Raw genomic sequence first — 13,084 nt, 5'->3', positions numbered from 1 at the left:
CGGTGGTGGGCATGACCACCATCTTCATTGGCGGCATCGCCCTGCTCTCCAGCGTGTTCGTTGTTCCCGCCGGTGAAGTTGGGGTTGTCACCACCCTTGGAAAAGTCTCCGACACCCCAAGAGAGCCGGGCCTGAACCTCAAACTTCCGTTCATTCAGTCGACCCACAATTTCAGCGTCAGAACGCAGGTCATCCCCGAAAAATTCTCAACACTCACCAAAGACCTGCAGGTGATCGAAGCCACAGCCACAGTGAAATATGCGGTCAAGCCCGGCGAAGCCCCCAGGATCTACAGCACGATTGCCACCGATGACTCTGCGATTTACGCAAGGGTGATTCAGCCATCACTGCTGAAATCCCTGAAGTCGGTGTTCTCAAAGTATGAACTCGACACCATCGCCACCGACTGGAACAACATTTCCACCCTTGTACAAGAAAGCGTCTCCAATGAACTGAGCAAATTCGACTATGTAGCCGTCAAAGGCTTGGACATCACTGGCCTGAAGATTGCTGAGGAATACCGAGCAGCAATCGAGCAGAAGCAAATTGCTCAACAGCAACTTCTGCGCGCCAAAACAGAGGTACAGATCGCCGAGCAAGAGGCCCTGAAGTTTCAGACCTTGACCCGCTCGCTCAATGACAGCGTTCTCTACAAGTTGTTCCTTGACAAGTGGGACGGAAAAACAAAGGTGGTTCCGCCCATTCGCGGGGGGAGCACGCCGCCGGTGATTGTCGGGCAATAACGGGATGCGTCAGAGCCCAGCGCAGCCGCGGGTCGCAGCCTGCAGGTCGGCAACGGCCTGGGCGCCGCGGCCCGCCTGCAGCTGCTGCATCACCAAATCCGCCTGGACCCCAAGCAAAAGGGTCTGGCACGGATAGGCACTGCGAGCCGACGCCTGTCGCTGCAGCGCCTCCGCTTCAATCAAGGCTTGTTCGCACAGCTGAGGATGGCCCTGCTCGAGGCAGAGCCTTGCTCGGGCCTGAAAGGCTGCCAAAGGCGAAGCCCGCACCACAGGGGCTGCCATGCCAAGAACCAGCAGGACTGTGACGGAGCGCGCGAGCAGGTCTCAGGGGGGCGATTTACTGAGATGATGCCTCAACTTCGACTTATCGCACCGCCGTGTACACCGACTGGACCGCCATTGCCCTGCTGCTGTTCACCGCGGTGCCGCTGTTGATCGTTGTGGCGACGGCCACCTACTTCGTCATCCAGAACGATCAGAAGACTCCCCTGGGCTGAGAATCAAGCCAGGGGACGGGTCGGACAGCTGAGTCTGGCCAGGCCTGGGGTGTTGAGGGGCTGGTGGTTCAACGGTGCGGATTGCACCGCGGAACTGAGCTGACCGGTTCCAAGACAGACGATGCAGGTTCGGAAGCGATCTCCCGAAATCCTCTGCATTCCACTGCCACCACAGACGGTGCACGTGCACATGATCCCAAGGATCAGACGATGGAATCAGTGTGGGTCGAAAACCCGCCACTGATCCCGAAGTGTTCCTTAAGAAATCACTGCATTGATCTTCTGCTGCGTCAAGTGTTCAAGCAACTCTGTTGCACTTAGGCGTGCACCGGGTTCAAGCAGCTGAAGACCTGAAGCCAAGCGCCCGATCACAGCGGCCGCATCCAACCCAGCGGTGCGGAGTGGTTCCAGGCCTGAACTGGCCTCACGCTTGGATAATTTTTGACCTTTGGCATCGCGCAAAAGCGGCCCATGGCGGAACTGGGGAGGAGATTCACCAAGGGCCGCGAACAGGCTGCGCTGGGCTGGCAGGGCCTCGCGCAGATCACCACCACGCACCACATCGGTGATGCCGAAACTGAGTTCGTCGATCACGGTGGCGAGTTGGTAAGCGATGAAGCCATCGGCTCGCCGTAGCACCACATCGCCACTGCCGTGGGGATCGTGATCGGCAACCCGCAGGCGCCAACTGGGAAGCCGCTGTTGCTGCAAGCCCCAGCTGTGCCCAGCCGTCCGGCAGAAGCCGGGGTAGATCGGCTGATCGGCAAGCTCCCGCCGGGAGCAGCGACAAGCGAACAACTTTCCGGAGCGGCGCAACCACGACAACCAGGAGTGGTAAGTGCCACGCCGTTCGCTCTGCAGCACCACCGGGCCATCCCACTCCAGGCCCAGCCAGAGCAAATCGCTTTGGATCGCCTCGATGGCACCAGGGCGATTGCGCGGTGTGTCGAGGTCATCGATGCGGAGCAACCAGGCACCACCGGCCTGACGCGCCGCCAGCCACGAGAGCAGAGCCGTTTGCAGGTTGCCGAGGTGAAGTACCCCCGTTGGCGATGGGGCGAAACGTCCGCGGTAGTCACCTGCGGCAGCCAAGGCTCGCCCCGCCGCCAGATGTTGCTGCAGATGCTCCGGAACAACCATCATCTCGAACAGCCATCAAAAAAGGCGACCCACTGGGCCGCCTGGAGAACGAGGTTGAGGCCTTGATCAGCCCTGAACGCGATCTTTGAACATCTTGCCGGCGGTGAAGGCGGGAACACGCTTAGCGGGAATCGCGATCTTCTCGCCGGTCTTGGGGTTCAGACCCTGACGGGCGGAGCGCTCACGGGGTTCAAAGGAACCGAAACCCAGGATGGACACCTTCTTGCCTTCCACCACGGAGTCGATGATCGTGTCGATAGCGGCGTCGACAACCATGGAGACGTCGGTCTTGGTGAGCTCGGTGCGAGCAGCCACCAGATTCACCAGATCAGCTTTGTTCATTGGTTAGAGAGAGTCGGGGGGCGGGAGACGGCTCAGATACGGCGTCGTGGGCTCGCCGCTGCCTTCCCCAAGCGGCCCAATCGTATGGAGGGCAACCGGTTGCTGCAAGCGAAACGTGCTGTGCCGCAACGCTTTAGCAGTTCTCCGCAACATCACTCCAACCGCTGAAGGGCACGAGCCGCTCTCCACGCAAGGCACCAAGAGCAGCCCCAGAAAGCAGTTGGGGACTGGTATCTGAAGGAATCCAACCCCTGAGTTTGGCCAGACTATTCAGCTGTCTGGGCCAATGAAATGTGCGGGCATGGCGCATCGGTGCGAGCTGCCCTGGAGCCCATGGCGTCAGCAAACGCCCGCAGAACAACAGCTCATTTGGTGCCGGAGCGAACACCACACAGCTCCCCGGCGTCGGTCCTGGCGTCCACAACAGCCGCAATCCACTCGCCGTGGTGTGTTCCTCGGCAAAGGTCTCCAACGGCTCAACATTGGGCAGGAGATAGGCCTCCTGTTCCTGCACCAGCACCGGCCATCCCAAGCGCTCCTGAACGCGACGCAGGCGCCCATGCCCTTCACGACTGGTGAGCAGAATCCTTGGCCTGCGGGTTCCCGCCAGCTGGCGCAGTGCAGTGAGGCTGGCCTCCGTCAACGGCGGACAGTCCACCAGCACGGGCTCGGGATCGAGATCGAGCCACCAGGAACTGCCGCCTTGGCTGTCGCGGTTGGGTGGAAACAACCAGAGGTCGTCGCGCAGCTGCTGCGGCGGCCGACCAGCCTCAAGTGTGGTGGTCATCGCCATTGGTTCAAAACAACGGACCAAACCACTAGTTTGAAGTCGAGATGCCCCAACAGGCCTTGAGTGGCATTCACCCCGGTTCTCCCTGGCCTTTGGGCAGCAGCCTCACCAACAGAGGGGTGAACTTTGTATTGGCGGCTCCCGGGGCCGACCGCATTGAGCTGTTGCTTTACAGCAACAGCAACGAACGCAGCCCAGAGCGGGTGATCGAACTGGATGGTCGACGTCACCGCTCAGGCGACTACTGGCACGTCGAGGTCGAAGGGCTCAGCGAAGGCTGCTGCTACGGCTACCGGGTCTTCGGGCCGCTGGCGCCGGGGGGCCATGGCTTCCAGCCCTCCAAGGTGCTGCTGGACCCCGCCGCCCGAGCCATCAGTGGCTGGGACGTCTACGACCGGGTGCTGGCCACGGGGCCCTCACCCAACGCCCATGCCTGCCTGAAGGCGGTGGTGTGCGAACGGGACCTGTTCGATTTTCAGGCCCATCCGCGCCCACGCCACAGCTGGCAACGCACGGTGATCTACGAGCTGCACGTGGGAGGCTTCACCCGCCGGGAGGATGCCGGGGTCGCCGTAGAGCACCGCGGCACCTACCTCGGCTTGATCGAGAAGCTGCCCTACCTCAAGGAGCTGGGCATCACGGCGGTGGAGCTGTTGCCGGTGTTCTGCTTCGACCCGGCCGATGCCCCCCCGGGGCGCGACAACGTGTGGGGGTACAGCCCCCTGAGCTGGTTCGCACCCCACCACGGCTTCTGCAGCAGCGGCGATCCGCTGCAGGCCCGCCATGAGGTGCGCCAACTGGTTGCCGCCTGCCATGACGCCGGCATCGAGGTGCTGCTGGATGTGGTCTACAACCACACCACCGAGGGCAACCGTAATGGCCCAACGCTGAGCTGGCGCGGCTGTGCCGACAACGTTTACTACCACCAAAACGACGACGGCGATTATCAGGACGTGAGCGGCTGCGGCAACTCGATCGCCGCCAATGCACCGATCAGCACCCAGTTGATCCTCGAGTCGATGCGCTGCTGGGCCCTGGAGCTGGGGGTGGATGGCTTCCGCTTCGACCTGGGCATCGCCCTGAGCCGCAGCGATCAACTCAAACCCCTGGACGAGCCGCCACTATTCACAGCGATGGAGGCCGATCCGCACCTAAGCGATCTCAAGCTGGTGAGTGAACCGTGGGACTGCGGCGGTCTTTATCGGCTGGACGACTTCCCCGCCAAGCGGATCGGCACCTGGAACGGCCATTTCCGCGACGGGGTGCGGCGCTTCTGGAAAGGAGACGAGCACAGCACCTGGAGCCTGGCCCAGCGGTTCAAGGGCAGCCCTGATCTCTATGACGGCAAGCCCGTGGCCCTGGGGCGTTCGGTGAACTTCATCACCGCCCACGACGGCTTCACCCTGGCGGATCTGGTGAGCTACAACCGCAAACACAACCTGGCCAACGGCGAAGACAACCGCGACGGCGAAAACCACAACAACAGCTGGAACCACGGCATCGAAGGCCCCAGCAGTAATCCTCTGGTGCAAAGCCTGCGGCGGCGTCAGCAACGCAACCTGCTCAGTTCGCTGCTGCTGGCCCGTGGCGTGCCAATGCTGCTGATGGGCGATGAGGTGGGCCGCAGCCAAGGGGGCAACAACAACAGTTGGTGCCAGAACAGTCCCCTGGGCTGGATGGTCTGGAATGAAGACCAGTGCGACCTGGAGCTGAAGCAATTTCTGCAGCGGCTCCTGCGGCTGCGCCAAGCCCTGCCGCAACTGTTCAATCCACTGGTGCCGCCGCGGGAAAGCAACCGCAAATCAGCGGAACAACCATCGGAGCAGCGCAGCGATCTCTGGCGTCAATGGCACGGGGTGAACCTGGCCAAACCCGATTGGGCCGCCTGGAGCCGCACGACGGCCACAAGCCTCCACCGCGGCAGCCGCGGGGCTCTTCTGTGGATGGGCTTCAACGCCTACAAGGAAAGCCTCAGCTTTGAGTTGCCGGTTCCGGCCTCCCCCTGGAAACGGGTGATCGACACCTCCTTGCCCAGCCCCAAGGATTTCCCAGCCGAGCCAGCCAGCTTCAGCGGCGTGGAGATTCCCTTGCAGAGTCGGAGCTTCGTGCTGCTGCTCGCCGAGGAGGAAACCTCAGGCCTGCGGTTGTGATCAGAGCGGGTGACGGGGATCGAACACATGCACAAAGCTTGGGGCATTTTTTTAAGCGAAACGATTCCTGGAAAAAATTAATGACATCCCGCCTGCCAGAAAAGCTAGAAATCCACAAAACCTCGTACCAAGCGGCAAAGCGATGCGTTGCATAAAAATATGCAAAAAAGATATAGATCAATCGCCACACCACCAGGGCTTCTGCGTTGAACCAAAACCACTTCTGACGACCTTTAGGGAAAGGCATAACCTCACCAAGGAGAGACCAAGCCAAAAACGAAAAAATAAGGGCGATACAAGCCGATCAATAATCTCAACATATGATTAGTCGAATATGTATAGCCCTAGCGCCACAGAAGCCGGCAGACAAAATGAAGCAAAGCATTCAGACAACAAAACCAGCTGCACAAGCCAACAACAATAGAAAGATTATCTATGCAATAGGATATCTTATATGCGGCCTTTTAACCACTCACCAAGCGAACCCAGCACTCTCAGCGGATTCCACACAAAATCACGCCAATTTCGCGAAGGCCCTGCGCAAAAGCTGCGAGAAAAAGATGCCAAAAGAGACCTGCAAGTGCTATGCAGACAAAATTATCAAACGATACAATGAGATCCAAGTTGTCTCTATATATCAAAAAATGATAAAAAATAAATCCAACCAGGAAATGTTTTTTCTTACAACTTCACCAGAACTTTTGTATTGCATGGATAACAAAAACTGATTCATCAAAGAGCATGCATACAGAAATGAAGCATACCGAGAACGACCTAGAGCGCCAGCCCAAAAAGCTCTAAATACACTCTTACTTTTCGCCTAAAGGCCTGCAGACCAAGAAAAGAGGGCGCCATCAGATATGGAAAAAATCATTAAATACTTCCGATCATTAGTGACTTTTACCGTTCCCAATCTATCCTAAATCTAGTCTAATACGAAGAGCCTTGAATCAACCCTCGAAGCAAGGCTCTAAAAAGCACATCGTGCGTGAATCAAAAAAGCTTTTAGCATCAACCGAGGAAGACTCAGCAATAGAAAGAATATCAAAACCAAGAAAAAATTGCAGCCAAGATCATGAAGGCACTGGCCATATCAATTACAAGAGAATTAGCATCTCACTAGCTACTTCAGCAATAACTCTAGGCGGTAGTCTAATCAGCACAAATCCATTATCAGCACAAGTTTATGGAATGTGCGGTACTGGAGCAGGTTCAGTCAGTGGCGAAGCTGTCTTTGAAGAATTTACTCTCCAAGGGACTCAAGAAGATTTACTGGATGTAAATACAGAGGTTGATGTAACTGTCGAAGTAACGGTCTATGGGGAAGCTGAAGGGGAAGGAATTGCGATGGTTGAAGCAGCAGGAGGTGGGGGAGGTGGAGGCACAGGAGTTGGATCGGCATTGACGGGGCTGGTCGGCACAATCCTCGGCGCCGGATCGGAATTAGGGTTCACCATCGAAGCTCCCGAAACTTTTGAGGTCAGGGAATGTGGAACTGGAGATGGCTATGCAGACCTTGGAGGTAAAGCAGGAGAAGGTGCCATCGCGATAGGCCCCTCAGAAGCAACAGGAAGTTTCAGTATTGCGATTGGAGACGAAGCCACCACACTCGAAGACGGCGAGCAAGCAATTGCAATCGGATCAGAATCCCTTGGATATGGGTCGGCAAGTATCGCTATTGGCTGGGGGGCCTCAACTACGGCAGAAGCCGCGGGAGGCATTTCATTAGGAGTTGAAAGTGAAGTTTCGGGATCTGACGCTATCGGAATTGGCAATACATCAAAAGCTGTTGGTACATCATCCCTTGCCTTAGGATCTAATGCTTCGTCTGGAGGAGTGGGAAGCCTTGCAATTGGCCTGAATTCTGTTGCTGCTACGAGTGCTGAAAATGCACTTGCAATCGGTTCAGATTCATATGCAGGAGGTATTGAAGGCATTGCCATAGGCAACAGCTCTTCAGCGTTCGGAGAAAACAGTATTGCGATTGGCTCCGAGGCAAAGATCATTGATACAGAAGCAACTGGAAGCATAGCTTTCGGGGGCGAGATTTCAATTGCAGGTGCACATTCGGTGGGGATTGGAGAAGTCATAAACATTGCTGCAGGAGAGAAAATCTTTGCAGGTGGCTACAACATTACAAATGCAGCTGGTTCCAATAATTTACTACTTGGCAACACCCTGAATAATGTCGAGGGCTCTTACAATATCTTGCAAGGAAATGACGTATTAAATACTTCCGGCTCCAGCAACTTGATACAGGGCAACTCCATTACAAATACACTTGGAGACCAAAATATTATCGCAGGCAACAATATAACCAGCACGGGAAGCAGAAACCTTATTATGGGAAATAATATTGGAAACATAGGTTCTGGCAGCGTACTTTTAGGAAATGCAGTCGGCTCAGGTGGAGCCCTTAACGTCGCCATCGGAAATACCGCTGTCGTTGGAGCCACAACAACATCAATTGCGATTGGCAACGTAGCCGCAGTTGGCGCAGGTGCATCAGGTGCGATTGCGATGGGAAATGGTGCTGGCGTTGGCGTGGCCGCGGCCGGAAGCATCGCAATTGGCAACGGTGCTGGTGCAACTTTGGGCATCAATCAAATCGCAATTGGCAACAACGTTGGAGTTATTAACGACTCCACAATTGCAATTGGCGATAATTCAAATGCGACTGAGGAAGGTGCTATTGCTATTGGTGCTGAAACCAAAGCAAGTGGAGAAGATGCTTTGGCGATGGTTAGTGCCACTGCAAGCGGGGAGAGTTCCATTGCAATTGGTTCAGAAGCAGAAACAGCAGGCCAAGAAGCATTGGCCATTGGTTCTGCTTCAACTGCTTCCGGTGAAAGCGCGATCGCTCTAGGTGCAAAAGCAGAAGCCAGCGAAAAAGAAGCAACTGCTCTTGGATCTGGCGCCAATGCCTCAGAAGCAGGAGCACTGGCTCTTGGTGCAGAAGCAAAAGCAAGTGGTGCCAATGCCATTGCCATTGGATACGCAGCAGAAGCAACGTATGAAAATTCGTTTGTTCTTGGTACAGGGGCTGTCGCCAATGGCGTTGGGGCGGGTGCCATCGGAGCAGGCGCTCAATCATTAGGTAGCGATGCCATGGCCGTTGGCGTCAATGCCAACGCATCCAACACCAGCAGTTTTGCCCTTGGCACCAATGCGGCTGCTTCTGGCATTGATGCTTCTGCCTTCGGCGTGAATGCCGCTGCAAGCGGAACCAATGCAGTTGCTGTTGGTACGAATGCAACCTCCAGTGGCACCAACGCTCTTGCATTTGGCGCCCATACCCTTGCCGATCAAGCCAATTCATTTGTCGTTGGTTCATCAGCGCAAGCCTGCGGCGTCAATTCAGGAGCCATCGGTGCCGCAGCTGTCGCCAATGCAACCAATTCACTGGCGATTGGCGTCACTGCCTCCGCCAATGGAGCGAACTCCATCGCTCTGGGAGTTGGCTCCTTCGCAAAACAGGATTCATCCATGGCCCTTGGCACCAATGCCAATGCCACAGGATCAAAATCCACAGCCATTGCCATCAATGCTGTTGCCTCCGGTGCCAACAGCCTGGCTGCGGGCGTCCAAGCCAATGCCAATGGGGCTAATGCCACTGCCATCTCAGCATTCTCTTCAGCCACGGGGGATAACTCCGTTGCCCTTGGGGTAAAAGCCAACGCCTCGGGATCCAGTGCCATGGCCTTTGGCACGGATTCCGCCGCCTCAGGGGTCAATGCCACGGCGTTCTCGGCCAATGCAACGGCGTCCGGTGCAAACTCCATGGCCTTTGGCGTGCAATCCAACGCCTCAGGAGCCAATGCTGTGGCCATCGCCACCCAAGCCCTGGCCAATGGCGATGACGCCATGGCCATTGGTGTGACGAGCCAGGCCACCCAAACCAATGCGATCGCTGTCGGCACCAATGCCAGTGCCACTGCCGATGGCGCGATGGCCTTTGGTCCCGCCGCCGAGGCTTCTGGAATCACCAGCATTGCGATGGGTGCCAACGCCATCGCAAACGCAGCCAACACAACAGCCATCGGCCGATCCGCTCAGGCCACCAGTGCCAATGCAATGGCACTGGGTCTCTTCGCCGTTGCCTCAGGCGATGTCGCCGTAGCCATTGGCATGAACGCGCAAGCCTTGGCGGACGACACCCTCGCTGCGGGCGCCTATGCCAATGCGGGAAATGCCAATGCCATCGCTGTTGGCACAGGCGCCAATGCCACATCCATCAACAGCATGGCCATTGGCACCAATGCCCAAGGCCTCGCCACCAATGCAATGGCCATTGGTACCCGCGCCAGTGCATCAACGCTCGATGCCTTTGCTGCTGGTTTGGAGGCCACGGCGAACGGAGTCAATGCAACCGCCCTTGGCATGTTGTCTGTTTCCTCAGGAACCAACTCGTTTGCCGTCGGCTCCCTCGCCAATGCAACATCGGCCAACACCATTGCATTTGGCACCGAAGCAACGGCTTCAGCCATGAATGCCATGGCGGTTGGCACGAATGCCAGTGCCAGTGGCACTGATTCCATCGCCAGTGGCGTCGGCAGCCTGGCCAACAACACCAAATCAATTGCATTTGGCCCTTTCGCTGAGGCAACAGGCACACAATCCATGGCCCTGGGCTCGAGTGCCAATGCAGCAGGGAATGGTTCATTGGCTGCGGGATCTCTCGCCAAAGCCAATGGCGTGAACTCCATTGCCATTGGCTCCAACGCCTTCGCCACTGGGGATGATGCTTTTACTGCTGGCTTCAATTCTTCAGCAACGGCAGCCAATGCACTGGCTTTAGGCAGTTCTGCCGAGGCATCGGCCGTTAACTCCTTGGCTTTAGGCAGTTCTGCGGAAGCATCTGGAGTTGGTTCCTTTGCCGCTGGCTTAAAGGCCACTGCTTCTGGGCCGAACTCGATGGCTCTTGGAACATTGGCGACTGCCAGTAACACTGATTCATGGGCTGCTGGTTATTGCGCCCAAGCCACAGGGCCGAATGCCACCGCACTCGGTTCGAAATCGAAAGCAACAGGTGTCGACGCTTTTGCCGTTGGCGTGAGCGCAAGAGCACTTGCCGCTAACTCCACCAGCTTTGGCACCAGTGCCAATGCGAGTGGGATCGATTCCCAAGCCCTCGGATACTTCGCAAACGCACAAGGCCTGCGCGGCGTTGCGATTGGCCCCTACGCCAGCGTTAAAGGCACCGACTCCATGGCCCTAGGCCATAGCGCCAAAACAACCAGCAAACAGGATCTCGCCATTGGCACCAATGCAAGTGCAGAAGGGCCTTATGCCACCGCCATTGGCTATCAAGCCAACAGCTATGGGAATGAATCTTTAGCGATCGGCGTTAACTCCTTTGCCTATGGCGTCAATGCACTGGCATTAGGCACTGGTGCACAGGCCAACGGCAACAACGCTTTTGCTATCGGGGTTAATGCTGTCGCCGATGGAGATGAATCCTTTGCCTTTGGTGATGGATCAACGACGACCGCCAATGCTGCTGGTGCCCTCGTTGCTGGTGATAACGCCACAGCGGAAGGTGTTGAATCCTCCGCATTTGGATTCAACGCCCTGGCAACACAATCCAATGCCTATGCAACCGGAACCAAATCCAGATCACTCGGTGTCAATGCCCATGCGATGGGCACGTTCGCCCATGCCACCAATGCCAACACTCTTGCCTATGGCACGCATGCTGTTTCGCGGTCGAATAATTCTGTTGCGATCGGTACAAAAGCGATAGCAGGCACAACATCAACAGCAGCAGTTGCCATTGGTGAAGAAAGCTTTGCGAAGGAAAATAATGCACTTGCGATTGGCACCCAATCCATCGCCAATGGAACAAACTCCTTTGCTTCTGGATCTGGTGCCATCGCCAAAGGCTCCAACACCATCGCCATTGGCGCAGGAGCAACGGCAGCCAACATCTCCAGCATTTCTACAAGCGAAAGAGTTCAGGTTTTATCAAATGACTATCAAATTTCTGCGGGGTCGGTTCGCCGCAAGCAAATCGATGCTGATTTCTCTGATGGCCAAAATCTGATTGCGATTGGCGCCGACGCCCAAGCCATTGGCATTAATGCAACCGCAATGGGCAGCAATTCAGTTGCCAGTGGAGAAGCTGCAGTCGCTCTTGGAACAACTTCACAGGCAATCAGTGTCAATTCAGTTGCAGTTGGTTCAGCTGCAAATGCCAACGCTGCCAACACGCTCGCTATCGGCACTGCTTCGAAGGCCTACAAGAGCAACGCAATTGCTATCGGACAAGGAGCTCGGGCTTTCAGTATCGATTCTTCATCCATGGGCAAACAATCTGTTGCCTCTGGAAGGAACAGCATGGCCCTGGGAACAAAAGCCAGAGCCACTGGCGATCAATCAATTGCAATAGGAAGAAAGTCCAAGTCAACGGGTCAGCGGAGTGCAGCGATTGGTAGCGAAAGCAAGGCAACTGGCTTTCATTCAACGGCCTTAGGCTTTGGAGCAAAGGCTCGTCGTGATAACGAAATTGCAATTGGCACGGGAGCATCCAGCTACCGCCTGAGAGGATTAGCTCCCGGTGGAAACTTTGTGGGAAGCAAATATCAAAATTCCGGCGAGAAGCGGATGGTGACAACGGACAGCTCCGGAGCACTCGGCACCACAGATTTCAGCGTCGACAAACTCCTGGATACCGTTGGAGCTACTGGTGCTTTAAGCGCCGCCATTGGCTCTCTACCAACCACGATTCTGCTTCCCGACGAGACATTCCGCTGCGGGATTGGAACTGGAATCTATTCAAGCCAATTCGCAGGCTCCGTGGGATGTGCCGCGAAACTTAAAGACCGTGTGTTCGTTAATGCAGGGATCGCAGCAACAACAACAGACACCATCCTCAATGGTCCCATGGGGCGTGTTGGCTTCTCCATTGGCTTTGGCGGCAGCCCTTCCAAAGAAACAACAAGCGAGATCAGCAAGCTGCCAAATACGCTTTCAAACATTCAATCTGGGGAGCTTTTAACTCAGTTCGGTGATGGAGATAGCAAGCAGGTGTACAGCATGAGAGGCGACACTAATACCCCCATCTTGAGCAACGCTGCTGAACCCGAAAGCATTGAGATCGCTATGCGAGGCGACATTGAGATGCTCAAGCTTGAAGCCAAATCAAAACAAGCTGAAATCGATCGCCTCAAGGACAAACTCGATCAACTGATCAATCAATCAGAGGGACAAGAGTCCGAAGAAGTGATCACCAATCTCAAGAATCAAATCAAAGACCTCGTGGAACAACTCGCCCTCGAGCGACAAGATTCGGAAACAAGCCATGACAAGCAAAGCGCGACCATCCGGCTCCTTCAGACCGAGCTGAAACGACAAAAGGAATTCACGCAAAGGATCATGCAAAAGCTCGGCATGCTGAAGACAGAAAATTGAGTTACCCTAATC

9 protein-coding genes are annotated in these 13,084 nt (G+C 56.0%); 4 read left to right on the top strand and 5 right to left on the bottom strand.

Annotation, left to right across the window (positions count from 1 at the left end; genetic code table 11):
- Positions 1-11 precede the first annotated feature (11 nt).
- Positions 12-743: a prohibitin family protein gene (locus FZZ90_RS08300; RefSeq protein ID WP_370631044.1), complete on the top strand. Its 732-nt coding sequence runs from the start codon at positions 12-14 to the stop codon at positions 741-743.
- A gap of 9 nt (positions 744-752) precedes the next feature.
- Here the strand turns inward: FZZ90_RS08300 and FZZ90_RS08295 are convergent, their stop codons facing one another.
- From FZZ90_RS08295 to FZZ90_RS08275, 5 genes are all read right to left on the bottom strand, one after another.
- A complete protein-coding gene (locus FZZ90_RS08295; protein WP_226425226.1) occupies positions 753-1,025 on the bottom strand; it encodes a hypothetical protein in 273 nt (90 codons plus the stop codon).
- 218 nt (positions 1,026-1,243) lie between these two features.
- The gene (locus tag FZZ90_RS08290; protein WP_226425225.1) at positions 1,244-1,432 is read right to left on the bottom strand and encodes a hypothetical protein; all 189 of its coding nucleotides are present in this window, start codon (positions 1,430-1,432) and stop codon (positions 1,244-1,246) included.
- Positions 1,433-1,498: 66 nt separating this feature from the next.
- Positions 1,499-2,380 carry a tRNA glutamyl-Q(34) synthetase GluQRS gene (gene gluQRS, locus FZZ90_RS08285; RefSeq protein WP_226425224.1) on the bottom strand — a complete coding sequence of 294 codons (882 nt, stop codon included), beginning with the start codon at positions 2,378-2,380 and terminating at the stop codon, positions 1,499-1,501.
- Between the two features lie 66 nt (positions 2,381-2,446).
- On the bottom strand, positions 2,447-2,722 hold the full coding sequence (locus tag FZZ90_RS08280; protein ID WP_006850925.1) for an HU family DNA-binding protein: 276 nt from the start codon (positions 2,720-2,722) through the stop codon (positions 2,447-2,449).
- A 133-nt stretch (positions 2,723-2,855) separates the two neighbouring features.
- A complete protein-coding gene (locus FZZ90_RS08275; RefSeq protein WP_226425223.1) occupies positions 2,856-3,515 on the bottom strand; it encodes an MBL fold metallo-hydrolase in 660 nt (219 codons plus the stop codon).
- A 41-nt stretch (positions 3,516-3,556) separates the two neighbouring features.
- Here FZZ90_RS08275 and FZZ90_RS08270 point away from each other — a divergent pair, with 41 nt between their 5' ends.
- The 3 genes from FZZ90_RS08270 (at position 3,557) to FZZ90_RS08260 (ending at position 13,072) form a co-directional block, all read left to right on the top strand.
- A complete protein-coding gene (locus FZZ90_RS08270) occupies positions 3,557-5,662 on the top strand; it encodes a glycogen-debranching protein (protein ID WP_226425222.1) in 2,106 nt (701 codons plus the stop codon).
- A 371-nt stretch (positions 5,663-6,033) separates the two neighbouring features.
- Positions 6,034-6,390, top strand: a complete 357-nt coding sequence (locus FZZ90_RS08265; protein WP_226425221.1) for a hypothetical protein — start codon at positions 6,034-6,036, stop codon at positions 6,388-6,390.
- A gap of 217 nt (positions 6,391-6,607) precedes the next feature.
- Positions 6,608-13,072 carry a YadA-like family protein gene (locus tag FZZ90_RS08260; protein WP_226425220.1) on the top strand — a complete coding sequence of 2,155 codons (6,465 nt, stop codon included), beginning with the start codon at positions 6,608-6,610 and terminating at the stop codon, positions 13,070-13,072.
- The last annotated feature ends 12 nt before the right edge of the window (positions 13,073-13,084 follow it).

Source organism: Synechococcus sp. MU1617, assembly GCF_020514235.1.
Lineage (GTDB): Bacteria > Cyanobacteriota > Cyanobacteriia > PCC-6307 > Cyanobiaceae > Parasynechococcus.
The sequence above is the reverse complement of the archived record's forward strand: the minus strand, read 5'-3'. Positions and strand labels throughout refer to the sequence as shown.

What these genes read in the sequence shown, in the direction of transcription:
- FZZ90_RS08300 (WP_370631044.1), top strand. Translation starts at nt 12, where the DNA reads ATGACCACCATCTTCATTGGCGGCATCGCCCTGCTCTCCAGCGTGTTC.
- FZZ90_RS08295 (WP_226425226.1), bottom strand. Translation starts at nt 1,025, where the DNA reads ATGGCAGCCCCTGTGGTGCGGGCTTCGCCTTTGGCAGCCTTTCAGGCC.
- FZZ90_RS08290 (WP_226425225.1), bottom strand. Translation starts at nt 1,432, where the DNA reads ATGTGCACGTGCACCGTCTGTGGTGGCAGTGGAATGCAGAGGATTTCG.
- gluQRS (WP_226425224.1), bottom strand. Translation starts at nt 2,380, where the DNA reads ATGGTTGTTCCGGAGCATCTGCAGCAACATCTGGCGGCGGGGCGAGCC.
- FZZ90_RS08280 (WP_006850925.1), bottom strand. Translation starts at nt 2,722, where the DNA reads ATGAACAAAGCTGATCTGGTGAATCTGGTGGCTGCTCGCACCGAGCTC.
- FZZ90_RS08275 (WP_226425223.1), bottom strand. Translation starts at nt 3,515, where the DNA reads ATGGCGATGACCACCACACTTGAGGCTGGTCGGCCGCCGCAGCAGCTG.
- FZZ90_RS08270 (WP_226425222.1), top strand. Translation starts at nt 3,557, where the DNA reads ATGCCCCAACAGGCCTTGAGTGGCATTCACCCCGGTTCTCCCTGGCCT.
- FZZ90_RS08265 (WP_226425221.1), top strand. Translation starts at nt 6,034, where the DNA reads ATGAAGCAAAGCATTCAGACAACAAAACCAGCTGCACAAGCCAACAAC.